Genomic DNA, 24,094 nt, shown 5'->3' on the forward strand with positions numbered 1-24,094 from the left:
CCGCTATTGTCGCCCCCTTTGCCACCACCACCCCCGTTACCATTCCCGCCGCCGTGGTCGTTCGAACCATTGGAGCCTTTGCTGTTTCCGACGCCACCACTCTTGCCATCATCTCCGCGGCTGTTCTTGCCTTGGCCGTTGGTCGCACCGAGGCCACCTTTGGATACTCCCGAAGATGTGGATTTATTGCCGCTCGTCGCAGCGCGAGACCCGTTGAGCTGATTTCCAATAGGTGCCACCTTTGCCGCCGAGGGAGCTACCGAGGTTACCGTCGGCTTCGAGACGACGCCGGAGACTGTCATTCCTTTGACGCTGTCAACCGACGCCCGCTGGCCGGCTCCGACGTTGGTGCGTTGACCAGTCTGAAACGATGTGACCTGGACAAGCCCTCGGTTGACACCCACGTTGGCAGCACTTTTCGACACCGTCACTCTGAAATTTGTTCCTTTGACCACAGCCGCCAAAAAAGGTGTCTGAACAGTTGTGTGAGGCCGGCCGCGCTTTTCTATTTCCAAGTCAAGGACGCCGGTTCGTTGGACGATTTCCGTCTTGGTTTCGATGAATCCTGACGTGAAAAGGCCGGCGAGGGTGTTTGGTTGGAAGATAAGGCTTTCTGCACCCCGAGCCAGTTGCACACGCCCTTTCGGACCCGTCGACACCCACGCAGCGTTTGGAACAGTGTCACCGACGCGGACCGACTGCCAACTCTGCTTGTCCAGTGTGTAGGTGACTTGTTGGCTTGCCTTCACGACCTGCCAGTCCCCTTGACCGGCGTGGGCGGCTACGGAGGCAAGAGAAAATACAAAGATAATTGTCGCCAGAAAACGGTGCATTCGTACCTCCCAGAACCCACCGGTAACTACATCACAGGTTTCTTAACTTCCTTTGAATCGTTCCAAGGAACAGCGGCTTGTACGAAGACATACTGATGGCGGCTCGTCATCAAACTGGCCCTAGCCCCTGCCCGCCATTCGAGGATTGACGGCAGGGGCGGAAAACGATGCGGTTGCGCGCGCGCACGAATATTTGTAGCTTCTATTGGGAAAGGAGTAATCGGTGTTCCACTCCCACGTTGTCTCCTTCGCCCTAATGTTTGATCCGCTTTCCGTGGGCGAGCAACGGGAGTTTCTCCATGGAGAGTACGTTGGAGGTTCTCACGACCAGGAAGTCCGGGCGTGAGATTCACCGGCATTGGCCGGATGAGGTCAAGGCGCAGATCGGAAAGTCTGCGACTGCGAGGACGGCGAGAAGTGCTTTGAGTGATCCGGTCGGCATGGCTGGTCTCCCTGATCTCGCCGATAAACGAGCCATCTTGCCTGTGGTTCCGCATGAGGCATCCTGATGAACCAGAAAACATCTCGCTGGAAGCTGAATATCGTTGCCGATCACCTGGTAGTTGGTGTCGAGCATGGTTGTCGCGTCCCTGATCTCCATGGAGCGTCTCTGTCGGGTGTCGGAGCACGGCGCCTGGTCGACGTGCCTGTCTGCGTGGTGGTGTGGGCCTTGGCATCCTCGGCAGCCGCGCTACCTCCGTCGAAAAACGGGAGGAGCCGATGACGGTCCAGAAATTCAATATCGCCGACGCGAACCTGGCCAGGTCTCCAGGACAGGATGCCGATATATTCGTTGGAAACCTGGTCGACGAGAAGAACGGCGGGCCGATCACCATCGGCTACGGCCGGTACGCACCGGGTCAGACCCTCACAGAAACGATAGCAGTTGATGACGTCATGATCGTTCTGGAAGGACGACTAGTGGTCTCGACGGGAGCTGGGACCGTCACGGCGGGTCCGGGCGAGATCGTCTACATGCCCAAGGGGGAGTCGGTGACGATTACGACGGAGGGGGAGGGAGCGCTCACGGCTTACGTGACATATCCTCACTGGGCAGAGGTTCACGACTAGAGCTATCGGTTCAGCCATTGCCGACAAACTGAGGAGCGCTTCCGATGAAGCGCCGCCCCCGGCACCATTTCGGCGAAACCTGTTCCCGCGAGGAAAGGCACCGCGGTTTGACATCTTCCCGTCTATCCTGGGGCAGACCGACGAACGCGAAATCAGTCACCGTCATCACGGCGCGACCACATGCCAGCCGCTCGCGCACCTCGACGCCGATACGAAGAACCTCCGACGACTGCAGTCCCGAGGTCTCAACCTCCTCCAGAATATCCGTCGCGGCATAACGTCCGCCGCAATACGAGGCGATTGCGTCATTGGTCGCGAAGTCGAGGAGCGTGAATAAGAATGTGTGAGCGTCGGCGTCACGCGAAATGCCCGTACGACAATCGTAGTCGTGCCCGATCGACGCTGCCTTCCCGCCTTTGACGACCCCGTAGTAGTGGTACCAGTGGCCGGATCGGGTCAGGTATTCCGCTTTCCATACGGCTTGGTCAAATAGCGTAGGTCCTTCCGCGATATCGCAGAGGTCCTGGATCGTATCGAAAAATTCCGAGCGAAATTCGTCCATCGATCCTCCGCGCTCTACGCGAGCGCCGATTTGATACGGCGGATGTAGTCCGGGTTCTGCATTCGCCCGTCTTCCGCGAGCCTGATCTCGGTCTCGGTCAGGCCGGTCGCGATAGCGAGTTCGCTCACGCTGTAACCCTTTGCCAGTCGGGCGTTCAGGAGGCTCCCGGCGGCCTGCGCGGGTCTGTCCGATAAGATGCTGTGAGTGCTAGAGATGTCCATGGAAACTCCATCATTTGGCGAGATGAAGAACTGCGATCATCGGCAGAGGTTCCGGCAGATCAGCCACAATATCGAAGACAGTGGCGTTGGAATGGGACGGGAGGGTCGGCCTAGACCCATCGCCTAATTCACTGCGCCAGCGTCCCCGGTGAATGCACCGCTTTATTCACAGGCTGTGATGGAAAAGAGGGTATGTTCTGTGGATATGCTGTGTACGTGCGCTGCTTGTTCCGCCTGCTTATGAAGGGCGGTAACGCGAAAGAAGCCCGGCCAATCGATGCCGGGCCTTGGGTTTGCCACATCTCCTAGGAGCTGTGCCTGTATATGCCCAAATCAGTTTCCTGGCCAGTCGGAAGCCGGAGAATCATCAATTTGCTGGCGATCAAAGGATGAACTTAGTGAATGTCAAAGCTGGCGGTAGCGGCTCTTATCGCCACCATGCGCCGTAAGCGAGCATGGCGAGGACGACCGTGACCAAAAGTGCCGTTTCGACCGTTTCGTTCACATCACGACCGCCGTCGGAGCGGCCAGATCAGCCCGCGAAAGGTCGTCACCGGAAGGCTAGTCACTGTGTCCGAACCCCAAAATTCGACCGAGGGAAGCGGGTGACTGTCGAGTGTCCTGATCATCGTGGTTCCTCCACACCCATCAACCGGGAGAGGAGTGCGATGTTCCTCAAGAGGAGGTCTTTGCTTAGGATTGCTTGCTATCGTGCGATCCCCGGGCTTTCTACGTGTGCCAGGAGATCGCCTCGTCAAGGCGGCTTTCGTGCTACCCGCCAATGAAGAGGCCAGTCACCGCCTTGGAGGAAGGGGAGGGTGCGCCATATCTCCACCTTTCGAAGACCGCATGGCATTTGGGCCTTCGGCGCAGGGAGACTGCCCATGATCGGAGAACTCGCTGATACATATCGTGCCTACCGGGATTGCCTCAATCGGCAGGCCTGGGACGAGCTTGGGCCGTTTCGTTGACGATGACGTAAAGCATAACGGTCGGCCGCTAAGGTTACGGGGTTGCCGGGAAATGCTGGTGAAGGATTTCGCAGATATCCCGGATTTGCACTACAACATTCAACTGCTTGTCTGCGAGCCGCCGCGCCTCGCCGCCCGCCTTTCATTCGATTGCTCCCCGAAGGGCGAGTTCCTGGGCCTGAGTGTCAACGGACGTCGCGTGTTCTTTACGGAGAACGTCTTCTACGAGTTCACGGGATCGAAGATCAGTTCGGTCTGGTCGGTGGTTGATAAGGCCGCAATCGAGGCACAGCTCGTCGATTTGTCAGTCGGCCAGCCGCCTCCTTGACCGAAGGGGGCTGGGTCGCTTCAGGGTGACGACGGCACCCGCACCCAGATTGCATGTGGCAGTGCTCCCGAAGCTACACCCCTATAGTCAAAGCGCATTTCCGCATGATTTCCACGAGCTTTGGACGGAGATGCAAATGCGAGAATTCGCGCGGGAGACGGCCGAGTTCTGGCGGAACGACGTTGTCGAAAAGGCGCGCAGAGTCGAGCGCTATAATGCCGACCCGTGGATCGCACGGGATATCCGCATCCTTGCCGCCATCGCGACGGAGGACGGACGATGATCAAGGTTAAAGCTCTGGACTGGTGGGTTTACCGCTACGGAGGTGCCTATGCCGTGATGCCGTTCGGCGTGCCTGAAAGAGAAGGAACATTCTCTTCAGTTGTCGCTTTGGATTGCTAGAGCATCAATAACGGTTCTACCCCTAGCCGAGATGCCCAACTCAAAACAGGCTCGTTCGCAGCGAGCCTTTTTTTGTTTCACGAAGCCTGGTCTTGCTGGGTCTTCGTCCTCGAAGCAAGGCAATGGCGCGTCAACATTCGGCCTGTCTAACATTGGCTTCTTTCCTAAGTTCCGGTCCCCGACTTTGCGTACGGTAGCTGACCTTTGCTGCTCCGCTTGCAGACAATATTGCGAACGAAACCGCAGTAGGCGCCCGGTTGGCACCGCCTGCCCGCGAGGTCCTCATGGCCTAAGAAACGTGTTTGCTGACCTCTGGGCCAGCCTCGGTGACGAGACGGCCTGCCTCCTATTTTCAGTCGATCTAGCCCGGCGAGAAGTAACCGCGATCGAGCGGCGTGTCTTTCTCGAACCATTCAAGAAATCCTGCCATCTCTGCATCGAGCCTCCCCGCACCGGGCGCCTCAAAGTGAAATGCGCTCGCGCCCGATCGGGCCTGAGATGACCTGCATAGCGCCAGCGCGCTCGTCCCTCCACGCGCCGACAACGATCCTTGTCATGCCGCTCCGGCCTGTCGGGAAGAGCGCTGCATGCCACGCGAATATCCGATCATCGGTCAAGGGTTTCGCAAAGTTTTGCGTGGCATCAAGCATCAACTCGACCACACCTTCAACGTTGCGGGCGGTGGCTGCGAGCGCGCCGATGTCGATCCCGAGGCGGCGCGCGATGGATGATCGAACCTGTTCTTTGTCGAGGATTTCACCTTCCATCTCACTGGACTTGAGAACATCCTGCGTGAGCGTCGCAAGGACCGCCTCGGTTCGCAGATCGAACCCGAGCGCTTCCATGCGCCCGATGAACCGGCCCTGCCGGCGCCTGACCTCGCCGAGCAACCTCGTAATGCGCGCCTCGTCCCAACGGAACTGCGGCCAGTCCTTTCGCTCATGGATATATGTGGCCAATCCCGCGCCGCGTGACACAACGCTAATCGCCGCATGTTCTGCGGGGATTAAGCCCATATTCGCCGCAAACCCCGATATGAGGAATTAAGTCGCTTAACCAAGCGCCGCGACCTCGACCAGCCCTTGCCTCCGCTCGCAGCTTCCTCCGAGATCATCTGACGGCTATAGCCGATATATCGACAGGATTGAGAGGTCGTTTGTGAGCTGGCCAGCGCAAACTCAGATCGCATTCGGACCTGTACAAATCCGCACAAGATCGGCCAGGATCGTGCGAAGCTCCGGCCACGGCGCTTCCTGGAGGGCAGAGCCTGGATCCTCCATTTCCAGGAGGGAATGCAGCTTCACCGCGACGCCGGCGACAGATTGAGGCACCGCATTCCACAATTCCTTTGCCAAAGCCTCCTCGACATCTGCGATTTCCTCCTCGGCTTTCTTCGCCCTGGTATATCCGGCCCGCTTGTCCGCCGCCTTCCATTCGCGCCGGCGGGCCGCCAATGCGGCCCTTGCTTGCCGCCGCATTTCATCCTGATCAGCGTTCGGCAGGAGACGGTCTATCTCCCGACCTGAATACGCCCAGATGAAACCACAGTCTTCGGAGAACGGGACTTTCGTGCGGGGGAAACTTCTGAATTGCCGGAGCAACTCACTCTCGAGCTTTTGCTGGCGGCGGCAGGCTTCCCCGCAAAGCCTATGAGCGGCCATCCAATCTCTCCAAAGTGATACCACCGGATCGCCTTGCTCCGATCTCTCCGTCCGCACCATTGCACCTGCCGGGGCGGGCGCGGCTGCGATCGAAGCCGCAGCGCGTGCAAGGAAGTTTCTGCGCGTGGTCTCGGGGGAGGCATCCTTATTGCCGGAGGTGGCCATTGGGACCGCCTCCGATCAGAACGAGATCCGTGAGTATCGCGTTCAGTTTTGCCCACGGTAATTTTCGGCGGATGATTGCAGACAAAGTTCTGCTATTCTCAGAATCAGCCATGATCCAAGCTCCAGACAGCTAGACGTGGTCAGGCTGCACTTAGTGTTAGAGCACCGAGTGCAGCCGCAAGCCGCGTGCCTTCCGGCACGCGTCTTCTAGATACCACCGAAACTGAAGATGATCAATTTGAAATCAGATGATAGAATCGAAATCACCGGGGCGCAGATTAGAGCTGCCCGCGCGTTCACTCGCTGGAGTGCGAAAGAGCTCGCGATGGCCTCAGGGCTCGGAGTTGCTACAATCAGCCGAGCGGAGACCCACAACGGCATCCCATCGATAACGTCGGCAAACCTCAGGGCAATTAGATCTGCTTTTGAAAGAGCGGGAGTACATTTTACCTCCGGCCCCAATGGTGAGACTGGTCTCAGCTTCAAGCCCGAAGACCGCTGACCGCGCGTCTGATGCGCGCGGTCGATACCGATAGAAATAGCTTTGGATTCACGAGAGGGCCGGAGAGGTGAAAGTGATATCGTCCGGTCGGCCCCGGACTTAGCCGGTCACCAGGAGCCCAGCGGGTGCCAAGCCAATGTAGAATATAGCCATCGATACATCGTGAGCTATGCAAAGTCGCGTAAGAGATATTATGGAACCCAGCGATTGCGAACGGGAGGTCTTAAGTTGATCGACAACCCGTTTTAGCGATACCAAAGGGCAGTATAGCCTCGGGACAGATTCAGCGAGTGGCTACCGGGACTTCGCCGCGATAGTCGTAAAAGCCTCTACGCGTCTTTCGGCCAAGCCATCCAGCCTCAACATACTTTGCGAGCAGCGGGCAAGGCCGGTATTTCGTGTCGGCGAAGCCATCGTGGAGCACATTCATGATAGCGAGACAGGTATCGAGGCCGATGAAGTCGGCGAGTTCTAACGGTCCCATCGGGTGATTTGCGCCGAGCTTCATGCTTTGATCGATGTCAACAATCGAACCGATCCCCTCATAGAGCGTGTAGACAGCCTCGTTGATCGTCGGGATCAGGATGCGATTCACGATAAAAGCCGGAAAATCCGCGGCGATTACCGTGGTTTTGCCAAGCCGTCGGACAACGTCGGTGACAGCCTCAAGGGTCTCCTTGCTTGTCGCTATTCCGGGGATCACTTCGACGAGTTGCATGACCGGAACCGGGTTCATGAAGTGCAGACCGATGAATAGCTCTGGCCGTTCCGTCCGCCCGCCGAGCCGGGTAATCGAAAGCGACGACGTGTTCGAGGCGAGGATGGTTGTCTGCTTCATGTGCGGTCTGAGCTCGTCAAAAACGTTGAACTTGACCGCCTCATTCTCCGCCACCGCTTCTATGATGAGGTCGCTCATGCCGAGCTCGGGCAAGTTCACAGTTGTGCGGATACGGCCAAGCGCGCCGGCCTTTTCCTCGGCAGCAAGCGTTCCTCGCGCCACTTGCCGGTCCATGTTCTCGCCGATTTTCTGAAGCGCGGCACCAAGGCCATCCGCTCGAACATCCATGAGTGCGACTTCATATCCCGCTAGCGAAAAAACATGTGCGATACCGCTGCCCATCTGACCGGCGCCGACCACTCCGACGGATTGGATTGTCACCGCGTCTCTCCCTCCGATATTTCGGAAAACTCCCAGCTACCAGAGCCCAATACCGGCGCTGCCCTATCGAGCACCAGCGGGCTGCGTGACAACCGAATGGGCGTTCGTAAGCCGGGCATACCTTGAGGATCAATTCGGAGACCCCGTGCCTGGATTTGTGGATCGTTGATCGCCTCGGCTACCGTGTTGATGGGACCTCCCGGGACACCAGCCTTCTCAAGGCCGGCAATTAGCTCTTCCTTGGGCCTCTGTCTGGTTTTTTCCGCGAGCAGGTCGCTAAGTACTTCACGGTTCTCGACTCTCGCTGAATTTGTCGCGTAGGCCGGATGGTCTGAGACGCCATCCAGCCCGAGCATCCCGCAAAGCGCTGCGAACTGCCGGTCGTTGCCGCAGGCGACAATCAGATGCCCGTCTCTTGCTGGAAATACCTGATAGGGAACGATATTTGGATGCGTATTGCCCATGCGACGAGGCACTGGGCCGCCTGCAAGATAGTTCATCGCTTGATTGGCGAGCACTGCCACGCCCACGTCCAGCAGAGCCAGATCGATGTGCTGACCGAGGCCGGAGCGCTCACGCTCCGCAAGTGCTGCCTGGATCCCGATGACACCGTACAGTCCGGTCAATATATCAACCCAAGCGACGCCCACCTTTTGTGGTTCGCCGCCGGGATCGCCGGTCAGGTCCATGATCCCGCACATGCCTTGGATCAGAAAGTCATATCCCGGATTCTTTGCGCGAGGGCCCGATTGACCGAAACCAGTGACGGAAGCATAGACGATCCGTGGGTTGAGTTCGGCAACGCTCTCGTAGTCTAGGCTGAACTTCTTCAATCCCCCGACCTTGAAGTTTTCAATCACGACATCCGCTTCCGCGATCAATGCCCTGAGGCGGGCGAGGTCCTCCAGGTTGTCGAAATCACACCTCACCGACGTCTTACCGCGATTGGCAGCATGGAAATAGGCCGCTACCTTTTCAGCGGCGCATTCCCCATCGGGTCGCTCGATGAAGGGCGGCCCCCAGGTGCGGGTATCGTCGCCTTGCGGGCTTTCGATCTTGATAACTTCAGCTCCGAGATCGGCGAGCGTCTGCCCAATCCAGGGGCCGGCCAGAATGCGGGCAAGCTCGATGACCTTCAGACCCACGAGGGGTGCGCTGTTCAAGCCTCTCATCAGAAGAACGCCTGGATACCCGTCTGGGCGCGGCCCAGGATCAGTGCGTGGACGTCGTGCGTGCCTTCATAGGTGTTGACCGTCTCCAGGTTCTGCGAATGGCGCATGACGTGATACTCGATCTGGATGCCGTTGCCGCCGTGCATGTCGCGGGCTTGGCGAGCGATATCGAGCGCCTTGCCGCAATTGTTGCGCTTGACGATGGAGATCATTTCCGGGGCCATCTTGTGCTGATCCATCAGCTGGCCGACGCGGAGCGAAGCCTGCAGGCCAAGGGTGATTTCGGTCTGCATGTCGGCGAGCTTCTTCTGATAGAGCTGCATGCCGGCGAGCGGCTTGCCGAACTGCTTGCGGTCGAGACCGTACTGGCGAGCGCGGAACCAGCAGTCTTCGGCCGCACCCATGACGCCCCAGGAGATGCCGTAGCGGGCGCGGTTGAGGCAGCCGAAGGGACCCTTAAGGCCCGAAACGTTCGGCAGGATCGCATCCTCGCTGACTTCGACGCTGTCCATGACAATCTCGCCGGTGATCGAGGCACGCAGCGACAGCTTTCCGCCGATCTTCGGCGCCGACAGGCCCTTCATGCCCTTTTCGAGCACGAAGCCGCGGATCTCGTTGTTATGGGCTTCCGATTTTGCCCAGACGACGAAGACGTCTGCGATCGGTGCGTTGGAAATCCACATTTTCGAACCGCGCAGGCGGTAACCGCCTTCGATCTTTTCGGCGCGGGTCTTCATGCCGCCCGGATCTGAGCCGGCATCCGGCTCGGTCAGGCCGAAACAGCCGATCAGTTCGCCCGAGACGAGGCCGGGCAGATACTTCTTTTTCTGCTCGTCGGAGCCGTAGGCGAAGATCGGATAGATGACCAGCGAGGACTGCACGCTCATCATCGAGCGGTAGCCGCTGTCGACACGCTCGATCTCGCGGGCGACGAGGCCATAGGCGACGTAGGAAGCGTTGGCTGCGCCATATTCTTCCGGCAGAGTCACACCGAGCAGGCCGGTCTGGCCCATCAGCTTGAAGAGGCCCTTGTCGGTCGTCTCGTCGAGATAGGCCTCCTGGACACGCGGCAGGAGTTCGGCCTTGGCGAAGGCGGCAGCCGCTTCACGGATCATCCGCTCCTCGTCGGTCAGCTGAGCATTGATTAGAAACGGGTCAGTCCATGAAAATGCCATCGGCCCCTCCAAGCTTTCTAGTGCCTCCAGAATGACTCGGAGTGAACAACAATAAAAGCGAGAGTTCCTCATGGAGGTATGAGCTCTGGTAATCAACGTGCATTTGAGGCGCATGCTAAGATTATCGGCCCAACTTCAGTTCCCAACGATTCCAGCGTATTGTTTGTTGGGAAGCACCGACCTCCCTTCCAACGGCATGAGGGAATCGAATATCAGGGAGATGAAGAATCCTTTGCCGATGTAGTCTCTGATGGATTTCACGTAATCGCACGCAATGTGCTCCTATTACCGTTGTGTCCGGATTGGATGGCAATGCGGCACTCGAAGAACCCGAGCTGGGGGAGCGTGAAGATTCGGTTCCGTCGAGCGATGGCTGGAAGGTGAAGTCGAACCAGCAGAGTCGTTGATGCTGGTAAGCCTGCCCATCCGCAAGATGCCGCCGCCGCGGGAGAGATCGAAAGCGGCACGAAGCTTATCGTCGCGGAAAGCTCAGAAGGCCACTGCGGTACTCGCAACGCCAACGGGCAACAATTGTCGCGACGGTCCATTCGCCGCGCCGTCGCAGAACCCTGACGAAACCCATCTTCAGCTTGGTTGTACTACTCTCATGTCAATTTCCATTCTATGCTCAACGTTAGCGCAACCGATCGCGTGACATCAATGTAAGTTCGGATATGCCATCATCAGAATCAATACGGTCATTTCTCTCTCCGTCATCCCACGAGCCGAAGCCTCCCAGACGTTGGTACCGAACCTGCCGAGACATTGAACTCACGTATTAGCGCGAGGAGCTGCCCGGCATCGTTCGCGAGCACCTGTGCAGAGGCGGTTGTCTCTTCAGCCATGGCAGCATTTTGCTGTGTCGCGAGATCCAGCTGGCCGATGCTCTCGGAAATCGATTTTAGCGTTGCATTCTGCTCATCAGAGGTCCGTGAGATTTCGGTGACGATATCACTCGCGTGAACGATCTGCTGTGAGATCCTCTTGAGCGCGTCGCCGGCTTTGCTGACGAGATCCACACCTTCCGCGACCTGAGCGGACGACCGAGCGATTTGTGCCTTGATCTCTTTGGCTGCAGTAGCCGAGCGTCGCGCGAGTTCCCGAACTTCTTGGGCAACGACTGCAAAGCCCTTACCACTTTCACCTGCCCTCGCCGCTTCGACACCGGCATTCAGCGCGAGGAGATTGGTCTGGAATGCGATTTCATCGATGACGCCGATGATTTTGGAGATCTCTGTGGCCGAGTTCTCAATCCCGCTCATCGCCTCCACTGCTCGTGTGACGACTGCATCGCTTTGGCGAGCCTCCGATGCGACACTCCCCACTTGGTTGGCAGCCACTCGTGCTCCTTCAGATGTTCGCCGCACAGTAACGGAAACCTCTTCGAGAGCGGCCGAGGCCTCTTCCAGGCTGGCAGCCTGTCTCTCGGTTCGAATCGAGAGCTCAGTCGAGGCCTTGAGGATTTCATCCTTGCTAGAAGCAATATCACCACCCTTAACAGTGACACGCGTCATCGCTTCATCCAACTTTGCTACCGCTTCATTGAAATTCACACACAGCGCACGGTAGTCGTCGCCGAGGTCGGCGCAACGAACCGTCAGGTCACCCCTTGCCAAAGGAGCGAGCGCCTCTCCGATCGTTCCGACCGCGTGAGCCTGCTCCTCGGCCCGGCGACGCTGGGAGGCTGCGTTGTCGGCGCGCTCTTCGGCGAGTTCAACCTCCTGGGCACGCTGTTTTGCTTCGAGGGTGTGGCGTTCCCTGACCTTTTCCTGAAGCTCTTTTGTCGCGATAGCCATCAAACCAACCTCATTCTTGTAGTCGGCATGCGGGATCGGCGCGCTCACATCATCCAGCGCGACAGCGCCCAGGGCACTACGGATTGCTGCAAGGGGACGGGTGATGCCTCTGATGATCCAAAAGGCGAGGAGAAGTGAGATGGTCAGAACGCCTGCGGTGGTCCAGGCCATACTCATCGCTGTCTGTCGGAGTTGCGCCTCAATGTCATCAATGTAGAGGCCACTGCCAACGACAATTTGCCATGGCTCGAAAGCCTTAGAGTAGCCCCCCTTTTCATACACCCGGTTGGCGGGCTGGCCGGGCTTGGGCCAATAGGTGACCGTCCGCCCGCCGCCAGCTCGGCCCTTTGCAACGAGGTCAAAACTGAAGGCATTTCCATTCTTATCGAGCATTCCGCTGAGATTTTTCCCGATATTAGCTTTATCGGGATGGAAGCGCTGGACGACATTGTAGTCGAGGCCGAAAAAGTAACCTGCGGGTTCGTAACGCATCCCGGATACAACGGCGAATGCATGCTTCTGTGCCTCCTCGCGCGTCAGCTCGCCTGCCACCTCTTTCTGGTAGTAGAGATTGAGAACCGAGACCGCCGTCTCGACTTGCGTCCGCAACAGCTCGAACCGTTCATTGTAAACGGACTCTCGCAACGTCCTGAGATGCATCACGTTCCCTGCAATGAATAGTGTTGCCAACACACCCACGAGGAGAAAGAGTTGGTAGGCGATCTTAAAACGTCCCATGGAAGCCCCTGATGCTAACGTTAGCGCTAATCTTGACAGCTGAGTGAAGGCTCGCTAACTGCAAAGACTAGGCACCCGAGATAAAGATTTGATTACTATATGGTTGCCAAGGCGAACGTTAGCACTATTTCTCAAAGATGTCAGCTATGCCCAGGCGAGCGCGGGACCATGAGTGTCGGCGCGGATCCAAGGTTGACGGATGTGGCCTCCCCATCGGCGGATCGAGATGCTTTCAGGCGGTCAGCGACAGATCGTCTACTTCGCCCATCCGTTTGACCGGGCATGCCGGCGGCGAGACGGCATCGACCATCGGCTGGCCAAACCCCAAGCACCCCTGCACAAATGGCCAGGTCGAGCGGATGAACCGGACGATCAAGGAGGCAACCGTCAAACGCTATCACTTCGACAGCCACGACCAGCTCCGCGGACATATCGGTGATATCGTCTCGGCATACAATTTCGCCCGCCGGCTCAAGTCCCTTACCTCGCGCCGTATGATCACATCTGCAGCATCTGGACAAAAGAGCCCGAGAGATCCAGGGTTTCTGCGGCCGCAGAGGAGCTTTCCTTGCTACTAGGAGCCATCAGACGTTAATTTACCGGACTGGAACAACAGCAATGTTTGCTGTCCTAACGGCCAGTCCACGCGTCGTTCTCACGGAGACGCGCCGGCTACGTGCGCGCGATCGGCGCTCTTGCCGAAAACGGTTTTCCACGCCGGCCTGAAAGCGCTGCTTGACACCTTTACCAGATCGTGCAAATTCATGCTAACGATAGCACAAGGAGTGCGCAGTTGCACCTTCAGTCGAACAAAGCAAGCATGCAGGGGAAAAATTCTATCTCCAGCAGGGCCCTGGTGATGGACGTTCGGCTGCTCCGCCGCATGCTTTGCGAGGCTATCGAAGCGAGCGACGGCAACGAGGCGCTTGCGATAGTGGAACACGTCCACGCCCTCTCGGTTACCGGACACAGAACGATGGGTCCGCACTTGCACGACAAGCTCCCTCCGTTTTTCGCAGAAATGCCTCCCCGGACGCTCAAGCGCGTGATCCGCGCGTTCAGTCAGTTCTCTCAGCTCGTCAATATTGCCGAAGACTCACACCAAGCCAGAGTCCGGCGCTTCAGCATTGCGGATCGCGAACCTGCGATGCCCGGAACGATTGCAAGATCGCTTTCCGTCCTGGCTGCAGCCGGGGTGGCGGCGGTAGATATCCGAAAACTGCTCCTTGACGCGGTCATCTCGCCTGTTTTCACAGCCCACCCGACCGAAATTCGGCGGAAGAGCGTTATCGAAATTGAGCAGGAGCTTTCGAGATGCCTCACCCGGCTCGACCAAGTGGGCCTAACGGAGCATGAGATAGGCCGGTATCGAGAGGATCTGGAAAGAGCGACGACAACGCTTTGGCAAACGAACAGCCTCCGAGGGCGCCGACTGCAGGTCGTCGATGAAATCCTGAACGGCTTGTCCTATTACGACAGCACCATTTTTCGCGTAATCCCGGAGGTTTACGAGAGTCTCGAAAATCAGCTCCGAGCGTCACCCTGGCGCTTTGGGCAGGAAGCACTGCCGCCATTCCTGCGCATGGGTTCATGGATCGGCGGCGACCGCGATGGCAATCCCAATGTCAACGGAGAGACTCTGAGGGAGGCACTCCGGCTGCAGAGTGAGCGAGTTTTCTCGTTTTATCTGGGCGAACTGCACAGGCTTGGCGCTGACCTCTCATTGGATGATCGGTACGTGGAAGTCTCGCAGGAGCTTCGACGACTCGCGACCGCCTCTCCCGATAGATCCGAGCAACGCCGGCACGAGCCATATCGCCTGGCGATCTCGGGCATGTATGCTCGCCTGGCGACCACAGCACGCAAGTTCGGCAGTACGGACCTGGTTCGGGAGCCAGTCGCGGCCGCCCCCGCCTACCTAGGGCCTGCCGAATTCGCCAAAGACTTGGCGACGATCAGCAAATCCTTGGCAGCCAATGGCGCAGAAAAGATCGCAAACGGAAAACTGCGCAGTCTCCAACGCGCGATAGACATTTTTGGCTTTCACCTTGTCAGCCTTGATCTGAGACAGAATTCCGAGGTCCATCAGCGGGTTGTTCATGAGCTTTTCGAGAATGTGCGACCTGGCACGGGGTACGAGTCGAAAGAAGAGAGCGACAAGATCATCTTGCTCACTGAGGAACTCCGGTCTTCGCAGATGCTGACCACACCGTTCAAGGCATATTCGCCCGAGACGATATCAGAGCTTTCCGTTCTGCGTGAAGCCGCCGAGGCTTATAAGCGCTATGGCCGCGCCAGCATCCCGAACTACATCATCTCGAAGGCCGCAAGCCCATCCGACCTCCTGGAGGTCATGGTCTTGTTCCGTGAGGTCGGGTTGTTCCGGCCCGATGAACCCGAAGCGGCGTCAATCAACATCATCCCGCTTTTCGAGACAATCTCAGACCTTAGAGCGTCGCATGACGTAATGCAGACAGTTCTGGCCGTCAGTTCCTACAGGGCATACTTGGAAGCGGCTGGCGGCAAACAGGAGATCATGCTCGGCTATTCGGACAGCAACAAGGATGGCGGTTATCTGACTTCTGGATGGGAATTGTATAAGGCAGAAACTGCCTTCATTCCGCTCTTCGAGCGTGAGGGCCTCCGCCTCAGGTTTTTTCATGGTCGCGGCGGGTCCGTGGGCCGTGGCGGCGGCCCAAGCTTCGAAGCCATCACGGCCCTGCCCCCTGGCACGGTTGCCGGGTCGATCCGGCTGACGGAACAAGGTGAAGTCATTGCCGCGAAATATTCCAACCCAGCGCTTGGCCGCCGAAATCTGGAGCTTTTAATCGCTGCCACCCTGGAAGCGTCTTTGCTCCCCTCCGATGCACAAGAGCCGAATCCCCAATTTCTCGAGGCCATGGAGGAGTTGTCCGACCTTGCTTTTAGCGCTTATCGCCGTCTGGTTTACGAAACCGAGGGATTTGAACGGTTCTTCTGGGATGCAACGATCATCGGCGAAATCGCAAAACTGAACATTGGCAGCCGCCCAGCCTCTCGTAGTTCGTCGCGTCGCATCGAAGACCTGCGCGCGATACCCTGGGTGTTCGGTTGGTCTCAGAGCCGGATAATGCTGCCGGGGTGGTTTGGGTTCGGTTCAGCCGTGCGACAATGGCTGGCCAGGCACCCCGATGGATTGCAAACGCTTCAGAAAATGCACGGGAACTGGCCCTTCTTCCAGACACTGATTGCGAACATGGAAATGGTGTTGGCCAAGACAAACATGACGATCGCGGCGCGATATGTCGGACTCACCCCTGAGGGGTCTACACACGAAAAGATTTTCGCACGCATAAAAGACGAATTGGAAGCGACGACAGCTGCGCTGCTCGGCATAACCGATCAGGCTTCGCTGCTCGCAAATAATCCGGCACTCAAGCAGTCGATCCACCATCGCTTTCCCTGCCTGGATCCGCTTAATCACATGCAGATCGACCTTCTTCGCCGCCACCGTGCCGGAGAGGGCGATCAGGACACTGAAGAAGCGCTGCATCTGACCATCAATGGCATTGCCGCGGGGTTAAGGAACAGCGGCTAACGTGCCGCCTCTGCGCAGGGCGCAAGCCAATTTGCCTTGATCTTGGCGAAGCTCAAGTGCTAACGTTCGCACAACTGGAGGAATTCATGATACGGACCGTGCTACTGACTGATTACGCCTGGCCGGACGACAAAGTGGAGCGAGACGTGATCGAGGGAGCCGGGTTCACACTCGTCAGCGGCCCTCCCAAGCCTTCTCCGTCCGCCGAAATCGACGCTTTGGCTGAAACACACCAGCCCGACGCGATTCTGACCTGCTGGGCTCAAGTCAGCGAGAGGGCAATCGCTGCGTCACCGAATCTCATAATCGTCGCCCGCCTCGGAGTAGGCCTGGACAATATTGCCGTCGAGGCCGCGACGAAGCGGGGGATATGGGTCACCAATGTTCCCGATTATTGCGTCGCAGAAGTGTCTGACCACGCCGTGGGATTTGCACTCGCCTGGGCCCGCGGCCTGATCCACTTCGATCGCGAAGTTCGCGCAGGGGGCTGGGACCCGGCTTCGGCGAATCTCCGCAGGCTTTCAGACCTGGCCTGCGGCATCGTTGGCTTTGGCCGCATCGGTCGTGCGACGGCGGCAAAAATGCAGGCCCTCGGGTGCCGGGTGATAGCCTACGATCCGCATGCCTCGGATATTCCTGCGGATGTGGAACTCGTCGCCTTCGATACGCTTCTGGGGAGGAGCGATATCGTCATCGTCCATGCGCCGCTGGTGCCTGCGACGCGTCACCTGATCAACAGTGACGCCATCTCGAAGATGCGCCGCGGAAGCCTTCTGATCAACGTCAGCCGAGGTGGCGTCGTCGATACCGACGCCGTGATCGAGGGTCTGAACTGCGGCATTCTGAGCGGTGTCGGCCTTGACGTACTCGAGGGTGAACCCAATGTCCCACAGGAGCTGATAGTTCATCCCGGCGCGATGATCACCCCGCACGTTGCCTTTTCCTCCGACGCATCGCTGATCGAGCTCCGCCGCCGGGCGGCGGAGGAGGTCGTCAGGGTCCTCGGGGGAGAGATGCCTGAACAACCCCGCAACAGCCCTCGCCGCTAATATCGCAAGGACACTGGATTCATGTCTAAGAACGACACGACGATTTTCGATGACTTCCTGATGGCGAGCGGACTGAAAACTGCCTCTGAGGAAGCGGTCTATGAGCCGCTGACCGGCGGCGTTTCTTCGGATATATACCGCGTCGTGCTCCCAGGCCGGATGCTCTGCGTGAAACGCGCACTCGCCAAGCTCAAGGTATCTGCCGATTGGCAGGCGCCGGTGTCGAGAAATGTGTATGAATGGAACTGGATTTCCTTCGTGGCGCGAAACTTCCCCTCGGCCGTTCCGAAGCCTCTCGCGCATGATGCGTCGTCCGGCGTCTTCGCAATGGAGTTTCTTCCCGGCGGCGAATACCACCTCTGGAAGTCCCAGTTGCTCCAAGGAAACATCGACCGAAAGGCGGCAGAGGCAACTGGCCGGCTGATTGGGCAAATCCATTCCATCAGTGCCAGGACTTCGGGATTGGCTGAGAAATTCGACTCTGGCCCGAACTTCTACGCCCTTCGACTTGAGCCCTATTTGGTTGCAACTGCGGCCAAACATCCCTTTGTCAGTGATCGGCTTGCGGAACTGGTTCAGCGCACGGCGGAAACGAAGCTGGCGCTTGTCCATGGCGACGTCAGCCCGAAAAACATCCTTTTGGGCAAGCCCGGCCCGGTATTCCTGGATGCGGAATGCGCCTGGTACGGCGATCCGGCGTTCGATCTGGCCTTCTGCCTCAACCACCTGATGCTGAAGAAGATCATCGTTGGGCACGCGGCAACTGAGCTTGCGTCGTCATTCGCGGCGGTGACGGCAGCCTATATGGATCAGGTCGATTGGGAGGATCGCGATGCTCTGGAGGCGCGGGCGGCAAGCTTGTTACCCGCCCTCTTCCTCGCCCGGGTCGATGGCAAGTCGCCGGTCGAATACATAACCGATGAATGCCAGCGTGAAATGGTCCGCAAAGCCGCAATTCCGCTGATAGCGTCACCTCGTCAAAAGCTGGCTGACGTGGCGCGGGCTTGGTTTCCTTAACGAATGCGGTCGCCCTCAGGCACGGGCATATCTTTTGCCGCGGCTCGAGGCCCGCTCAGGCGGCATGGATGTGACGCATTCATTGAACAAGGTTACGAAAGCCATCGCGCAGCCGTCGCGATGGCAGAATGACACTTTTCATCAGCCTCTGCTTCAGAACCGATTGACCCAGCCTTCGAACGCGATCAGGAAGCTCTCTATGAACTTCTGGGTTCCTTCGTTGAGGAACACCCCGTGATCCCCTATCAATTTGTCGGCCCCGCTGAGGTAAACTTCAGGCTGGGGCATGGTGGGCACGTTGATGTTAGTCAGGATAACTCGGAGCTGAAGCGCTGCGACAGCCCCGCCAATCAGTCCGGGAGACGCTCCCGTCACCGCGCCGGGTTTGTGATCCCACACGCTCTTGCCGAATGGCCGAGAGCCGACTTCGATCGCATTCTTTAAGGCCGCCGGTACGGATCGATTGTATTCGGGGGTGACGAAGATTGCGCCATCACATACTCTGATACGATCGCGGAATGACGTCCACTCCGGCGGCGGCGTCCCGGTCTCCAAATCCTGGTTATAGAGCGGAAGATCGCCGATCGCGACGATCTGCAGGTTCAGCCCATCGGGTGCCACTTTCTGCATGGCACGAGCGAGCTTCAGGTTGATTGAAGCCTCACGAAGGCTTCCGACCAGGACCGCGATATCTTTCTTGGTCATATTCTCTCTTTTCGCTTGAAGGAGGCGCCGGCCACAGCCGACGCCGGTTGTTGTTACTGATAGGAGGCCGGGACTGGAGGAACGACCACATAGTTGCTGAAACCGCCATCACGTTCACCAATGCCTGAAATTGCTTCATTCACGCGCTCGAGCGGATAGATCTTGTGCTCGAGATACGTGAGGTCGAGGGCGCCGGTGCGGACCATATCGGCCATTTCCTGCCCCTGGGCGGCACTGAACCAGTTGGAGCCGATCAGTTGAACCTGCTCGTCCATTAGCCACTTCACGTCGACAGGTACATCCTCCGCGACGCCGCCAACCACAACTACGCGGCCGCCTCGGCGAACTCCGCGCATGGAGTCGACCACGGTCGTGGCGGGGGCTCTCGCGCCGAGAGCACTGATCACAAAGTCGACGCCCTCGCCGCCGGTTTGAGCCTTCGCCCATTCTCCCGTTGAGCCTTCACCGAGCATCATCGTATCGATGCGACCGGGGGCAATCGCCTTTATGCGGTCCATCAGTTCCTTGTTTCTGCCGGTGCCCAGAATTTTGGAAAGGCCCATCGCAAGGCCGAGCTTCGTGGCTGCGATGCCGAGTGTTCCGGTGATACCGTCAATGAGGCAAACCTGACCAGGTCCGGCCTGAGCATTCTTTAGCGCGCCGTAGGATGTACCGAGGTAGCCAAAGCGGCCTGCCTGCTCAAAGCTAAGATTGTCCGGTAGGGATACGAGGGAATAGTCCGGGGCAGTCATGTACTGGCTGAAGCCGCCGTACGGATAAAGATCAAAGATCCTTTGACCATCGCGGCTGGTGCTGAAGTACCCATTCAGGGTGTAGTAGCGGCATTGGCTGCGGTTGCCTGACCGACACGCTTTGCAAGAACCGCAGGATCTGAGAGGGCTGACATAGACGCGATCGCCAATTTTGACATTCGTGACCGCCTCGCCGACTTCCGCTACGATCCCGGCGGGGTCCAAACCGAACACTGCCGGAAACTTCGGCAGCGGCTGGTGGGGAAACCAAGTTGGCCAATTATTGATGACATTCGCCATATTTGGCACGATCCCGCAGGCCCTGACCTGCACCAGGACATCAGTGGGCCGGGGCGTGGGAATAGGAATCTCATCCAGCGACATCGGCTGATGCAGAGCATGCAGCCTAGCGGCGATCATAGTCTTAACCATTAACTCCTCCATAGGCAGATCGATCGACCTACGCGACCGGACGGTTTTTGCAGTTTCAGAGACGTGCGTGGAAAATGCCGTCGGCATCCTCAAGGGGCCAGGAACTCTTTCCCTGCTGGCCGGAAGTCCGCGGGCCAGATGGTCACCCAATCCTTTCCTTGAACTTGCTTAAGCTTCGTCGACGGCTTGCCGGCATTGAACTTGCCGTCGAAAGTCCGCGGCCCGACGACGGTCTCCACTGTATTCGAGCGCAACCACCCGGCCATCGCGGCGTCGTCCAGCCTCCCCGCCCCTTCTGCCGCCGCTGCCAGGATTTGCCAAGCAGCATATTCGACGGCAGCCTGATACTCTGCGCGCGGATAAGGGAAGCCCGCCGCCTTCGCCTTGCTGTCATAAGCGCTGACGAATTCCTGTGCGCCGTGAAAGTTGAGGAAGGGCTCATGCTCCTCGAACCAGGTCAGCGAGGTCAAGCCATTCGCTTTTGGGTGAGCTGCGGTGGGGCCAGGCGCCGGGAACAGGTAAAATTGGTTCTTTGGCTGATAGTCGATCCGGCTCATTGCATCAAGGAGCTGGACGGCCTCCATGCCGATCGCCCCGGACCACAGCAGGTCCGGATCAGCCGCCTTGATGCGGTTGGCGATTGCACCAAAGTCCTTGGTGCCGAACTCATACTCAAGCTCAAGCACGTTCTTCACGCCGCGCTTCTCAGCAACTTGATGGCCGCCCTTGGCGATCGTCAGGGCCGAGGGGAACTTGCTCGTAACGAAGGCGATTGTCTTGGGTGGGGTCGCTAGGGTCGCATAGGCATCGAGCACGACTTCGGTATCTGCAAACTGCGGCTCGGCCCCTATCGGCAGAGACGGGAACTGCAGGGGATACGGTGCGAGACTGGGGTCGCCAAGACTGCTCTGAACAAGCATCTTCTTGAACCGAGCGGCAACGCCCGTTGCCGCAATAATTGAGGACGTGCCATAGGGGCCCATCAGAAGGTCGACCTTGTCGGCCGTCACCAACCGCTCATAGAGCGTTCGGGCATTGGCGGGAAGCGACTGGTCATCGAGTAGGACGAACTCCACCTTTCGTCCGAGAATCCCCGCTTTGGCGTTGATCTGCTCGACGAACACCTCTGCCGCGAGCTTATGGATCGCGCCCACGCCTGCAAGCGGACCCGTTAATGGCAACGTTCCGCCGACGCGGATCGGCCCCTCCTGCGCAAAAGCTCTCGGCATCGCGCTGAAAGCTGCTACTGCGGCAGCGGACCCTAGAAATGCTCGTCTGTTTATTGTGTTGAAATTTTCACTCATTTCGTCCTCCCAAGTGCTTTCGGTATGTCATCGCGCTTACGAACCTCGTGGCGCGTCATTTTCTGCCGCGAGCGACAGATATCGTTGCTTCGCCAGCGCTTCTGCGTAACGTTCCAGTGTCATAGGATTCGGCATTTTTTCGGGATGCTTCAGCGGTACTCCCGCAAATTCGCTGGCCTCGAAGAACCATTTCGAGGGCGCCGGCATCCCCCAATGCACGTTGGTACTGAGGGACGCCGCATCCCAGCGAATGGGCTCCAGTTCCGCGTCTATGGTGGTGTAGTGATTGTTGAAGAACTCCACCCGATGGCCATCGGGATCACGCAGATAGACGAACAGGACACCGGACGGCCCATGGCGCCCAGGCCCACGCTCGACGCTGTCTCCATATCCATAACGGCTGGCAAAGTCGCAGACGGCGAAGATGTCGCTGCTGTCCGATACTGTGTAAGCGAAATGATGCAACTGGGGCCCGATGCCGGGTACCAAAGCCAGGTCGAGGCAGACACCTTTGCGATACATGAAGTTTGCAATGAGATGATCACCCGCTGCGATATATTCCGAGGTACGGAAACCGAGCTCGCCGTAGAACGCGCTGAGACTCAAGGGATCGGCAACCATGATCTGGCAATGGTCGAGTCCCTGGGCCCGGGCGCCGCGATGTTCATGCACCTGGAGAAACTGACGGGGATGAACGCTCATGCTGGAGCAGAGCTCAATGCGTGCGCCTGAGGGATCGCTGACAAGCAGGGTCCGCCCTTGGTTTCTTACTTCGATCCATTCCGCCGGCAGTCCTTTCTGATCAAAGAAGAGCTTTGCCAGGTCGAGGTCGTCCTCCAGGAACACCCGATAACCGACCCGCTTGCACACCGGCTTTGCACCGGCCGGCGCCAGCACGAGACTATGATGGCAGGCCTCTGACAATCCGCGAAGATAGGAAACACCGCTCGCGAATTCTGTTTCTACCAGGCCGCCGACATTGACGTAGAAATCTCGGCTACGTTGCACATCACTGACTTCAAGGACGACGTGGCTGAAGCGCGTGATGTTGAAGGGAGGTTTCAGATTTACGGCCGGGAGCATCTCGTTCTCTTTCGTTGCTAACGTTAGCATAAAACTGTATGGTTTTTTGTCAACGCCTGTTTTCAATCAAGAGCCTCGTCGGCCCCCGCCGATTACTAGCCTACGGCGGCAATCGCGGCTGGCCGTTCGGCCAAATCGAGGGCCGACCAGCCGGCGAACGAAGCATCTTTTCCAAGGGCCTCCTCGATACGAAGAACCTCGTTCCACTTGGCCATCCGTTCTGAGCGGGAGAACGAACCGACCTTGAGCTGCTTGGCATGCCACCCGACCGCCAGATGAGCGATCGTCACATCTTCCGTTTCACCGGATCTGGCCGAGACGATCGTCCGAAAACCCGCTTTCTTGGCGACGGTGAGCGCCTCGAACGTTTCAGTGATCGTGCCCGCCTGGTTCGGCTTGATTAGAACCGCATTGGCGCTTTTGTCCTTGACCGCTTCGGTCACTCGCGTCGCATTCGTCACCAGGAAGTCGTCACCGATGATCTGACATCTGGAGCCGTAGCGCGCGGTAAATTCCTTGAACCCATCGGGATCGTCCTCGGCGAGCGGATCCTCGATCGAGACGATCGGGTAGGCCTTCAACCAGCCGCCAAGCATGTCGATCATCTGGGCGGTATCGAGCTGTCGATCTTCCAAGGCCAGGGAATACTTGCCTTCACGGCCGAATTCGGATGCCGCGATATCGAGCGATATCGCAACTTCGCTCCCCGGCTTCAGACCCGCGGCTTCAATCGAACGCACCAACGCGTCGAGGGCCTCCTCATTGCTGGCGAAGGCCGGCCAGTAACCTCCCTCGTCAGCCACACCCTGGAGCTTGCCGGCGCGTTTCATGATATCACCTGCCGCGCGGTAGACCTCAGCCGTCCATTCCAAAGCCTCCGAGAAAGTCGAGGCGGCGGGGCACATGATCATGAAATCCTGAACGTCGACTCGGCGCGCTGCGTGCGCACCGCCGCCGAAAATCTGAATTTCGGGCAGCGGCATCGTGATTCCCGTGTCGGAGCCCGCGAGATATCGCCAGATCGGCTGGTCGGCTGCCGCCGATGCCGCGTGAAGCAGTGCCATCGACGTTGCCACCGATGCATTTCCACCCAGTCTGCTGCGGTTCGGCGTGCCGTCCAGCTCGACTATCGCGCGGTCCAACGCGTTTTGATCCCTGGCATCCCGGCCAACAAGCAAGCGCGCGATTTCACCGTTGACTGCCGTCAGAGCCTTATTGATACCCAGACCGGCAAGCACGCTTCCGCCGTCACGAAGGTCGAGAGCTTCGCCAGTGCCGGTTGATGCTCCGGCGGGTGCAATCGCCCGGCCGGTCACACCTGAGGCCAGCCTGATCTCTACCTCGACGGTTGGCCTGCCACGTGAATCCCAGACGCGACGGCCCTGTACTTTTCGGATTTCGGTAATGGTCATGTTCAGT

19 protein-coding genes and 2 pseudogenes are annotated in these 24,094 nt (G+C 58.3%); 8 read left to right on the forward strand and 13 right to left on the reverse strand.

All coding sequences use genetic code 11. From position 1 onward, the window contains the following. The coding region (locus C5J22_RS17240) for a FecR domain-containing protein (protein WP_105439485.1) at positions 1 to 833 on the reverse strand (833 nt) is incomplete at its 3' end. 720 nt (positions 834 to 1,553) lie between these two features. Between C5J22_RS17240 and C5J22_RS17250 the strand changes: the two genes are divergently transcribed. After that, entirely contained in the window at positions 1,554 to 1,904 is a 351-nt protein-coding gene (locus C5J22_RS17250) for an AraC family ligand binding domain-containing protein (RefSeq protein ID WP_105439216.1), read from the forward strand. Between the two features lie 10 nt (positions 1,905 to 1,914). Here C5J22_RS17250 and C5J22_RS17255 read toward each other — a convergent pair whose 3' ends face one another. After that, a complete protein-coding gene (locus C5J22_RS17255; protein ID WP_105439217.1) occupies positions 1,915 to 2,466 on the reverse strand; it encodes a hypothetical protein in 552 nt (183 codons plus the stop codon). A 1,105-nt stretch (positions 2,467 to 3,571) separates the two neighbouring features. Between C5J22_RS17255 and C5J22_RS17265 the strand changes: the two are divergent. The 3 genes and pseudogenes from C5J22_RS17265 (at position 3,572) to C5J22_RS31930 (ending at position 4,388) form a co-directional block, all read left to right on the forward strand. Continuing rightward, positions 3,572 to 3,986: pseudogene (locus C5J22_RS17265) on the forward strand (ester cyclase). A gap of 136 nt (positions 3,987 to 4,122) precedes the next feature. Then, a complete protein-coding gene (locus C5J22_RS31245) occupies positions 4,123 to 4,269 on the forward strand; it encodes a hypothetical protein (protein WP_172746672.1) in 147 nt (48 codons plus the stop codon). Beyond that, positions 4,266 to 4,388, forward strand: a complete 123-nt coding sequence (locus tag C5J22_RS31930) for a hypothetical protein (protein WP_256386137.1) — start codon at positions 4,266 to 4,268, stop codon at positions 4,386 to 4,388. Before C5J22_RS31245 ends, C5J22_RS31930 begins: the two co-directional genes overlap by 4 nt. A 461-nt stretch (positions 4,389 to 4,849) precedes the next feature. Here the strand turns inward: C5J22_RS31930 and C5J22_RS17270 are convergent, their stop codons facing one another. The 6 genes from C5J22_RS17270 to C5J22_RS17300 form a co-directional block, all read right to left on the reverse strand. Next, entirely contained in the window at positions 4,850 to 5,404 is a 555-nt protein-coding gene (locus C5J22_RS17270) for a DUF4172 domain-containing protein (RefSeq protein ID WP_371412629.1), read from the reverse strand. Between the two features lie 162 nt (positions 5,405 to 5,566). Further along, positions 5,567 to 6,214, reverse strand: coding sequence for a hypothetical protein (locus C5J22_RS17275; protein WP_105439219.1), 648 nt, complete (start codon positions 6,212 to 6,214; stop codon positions 5,567 to 5,569). Positions 6,215 to 6,999: 785 nt separating this feature from the next. After that, entirely contained in the window at positions 7,000 to 7,875 is an 876-nt protein-coding gene (locus C5J22_RS17285; RefSeq protein WP_105439221.1) for a 3-hydroxybutyryl-CoA dehydrogenase, read from the reverse strand. Further along, positions 7,872 to 9,038: a CaiB/BaiF CoA-transferase family protein gene (locus tag C5J22_RS17290; RefSeq protein ID WP_205837194.1), complete on the reverse strand. Its 1,167-nt coding sequence runs from the start codon at positions 9,036 to 9,038 to the stop codon at positions 7,872 to 7,874. Before C5J22_RS17290 ends, C5J22_RS17285 begins: the two co-directional genes overlap by 4 nt. Before the next feature lie 8 nt (positions 9,039 to 9,046). Then, complete coding sequence (locus C5J22_RS17295; RefSeq protein WP_105439223.1) at positions 9,047 to 10,222, reverse strand: acyl-CoA dehydrogenase; 1,176 nt, start codon at positions 10,220 to 10,222, stop codon at positions 9,047 to 9,049. Positions 10,223 to 10,935: 713 nt separating this feature from the next. Next, positions 10,936 to 12,756: a methyl-accepting chemotaxis protein gene (locus C5J22_RS17300; RefSeq protein WP_105439224.1), complete on the reverse strand. Its 1,821-nt coding sequence runs from the start codon at positions 12,754 to 12,756 to the stop codon at positions 10,936 to 10,938. A 259-nt stretch (positions 12,757 to 13,015) separates the two neighbouring features. Here C5J22_RS17300 and C5J22_RS17305 point away from each other — a divergent pair. From C5J22_RS17305 to C5J22_RS17320, 4 genes and pseudogenes are all read left to right on the forward strand, one after another. Continuing rightward, positions 13,016 to 13,351 (forward strand): annotated as a pseudogene (locus C5J22_RS17305) (integrase core domain-containing protein); the annotation flags it as partial. Positions 13,352 to 13,576: 225 nt separating this feature from the next. Beyond that, on the forward strand, positions 13,577 to 16,333 hold the full coding sequence (ppc, locus tag C5J22_RS17310; RefSeq protein WP_105439225.1) for a phosphoenolpyruvate carboxylase: 2,757 nt from the start codon (positions 13,577 to 13,579) through the stop codon (positions 16,331 to 16,333). A gap of 86 nt (positions 16,334 to 16,419) precedes the next feature. Beyond that, on the forward strand, positions 16,420 to 17,382 hold the full coding sequence (locus tag C5J22_RS17315; RefSeq protein WP_105439226.1) for a C-terminal binding protein: 963 nt from the start codon (positions 16,420 to 16,422) through the stop codon (positions 17,380 to 17,382). A 21-nt stretch (positions 17,383 to 17,403) separates the two neighbouring features. Next, complete coding sequence (locus C5J22_RS17320; RefSeq protein WP_105439227.1) at positions 17,404 to 18,399, forward strand: aminoglycoside phosphotransferase family protein; 996 nt, start codon at positions 17,404 to 17,406, stop codon at positions 18,397 to 18,399. A gap of 153 nt (positions 18,400 to 18,552) precedes the next feature. Here the strand turns inward: C5J22_RS17320 and C5J22_RS17325 are convergent, their stop codons facing one another. From C5J22_RS17325 to eno, 5 genes are all read right to left on the reverse strand, one after another. Further along, positions 18,553 to 19,104 (reverse strand): NADPH-dependent FMN reductase, encoded by a 552-nt coding sequence (locus C5J22_RS17325; protein ID WP_105439228.1) that lies wholly within the window; start codon positions 19,102 to 19,104, stop codon positions 18,553 to 18,555. A gap of 53 nt (positions 19,105 to 19,157) precedes the next feature. Beyond that, positions 19,158 to 20,276, reverse strand: coding sequence for an alcohol dehydrogenase catalytic domain-containing protein (locus C5J22_RS17330; RefSeq protein WP_205837201.1), 1,119 nt, complete (start codon positions 20,274 to 20,276; stop codon positions 19,158 to 19,160). Between the two features lie 101 nt (positions 20,277 to 20,377). Further along, on the reverse strand, positions 20,378 to 21,592 hold the full coding sequence (locus C5J22_RS17335; RefSeq protein ID WP_205837196.1) for an amino acid ABC transporter substrate-binding protein: 1,215 nt from the start codon (positions 21,590 to 21,592) through the stop codon (positions 20,378 to 20,380). A 36-nt stretch (positions 21,593 to 21,628) separates the two neighbouring features. Beyond that, a complete protein-coding gene (locus C5J22_RS17340) occupies positions 21,629 to 22,741 on the reverse strand; it encodes a VOC family protein (protein WP_245440442.1) in 1,113 nt (370 codons plus the stop codon). 29 nt (positions 22,742 to 22,770) lie between these two features. Then, a complete protein-coding gene (gene eno, locus C5J22_RS17345; protein ID WP_105439230.1) occupies positions 22,771 to 24,087 on the reverse strand; it encodes a phosphopyruvate hydratase in 1,317 nt (438 codons plus the stop codon). Positions 24,088 to 24,094: the final 7 nt, after the last annotated feature.

The organism is Neorhizobium sp. T25_13 (assembly GCF_002968675.1).
Lineage (GTDB): Bacteria > Pseudomonadota > Alphaproteobacteria > Rhizobiales > Rhizobiaceae > Neorhizobium > Neorhizobium tomejilense.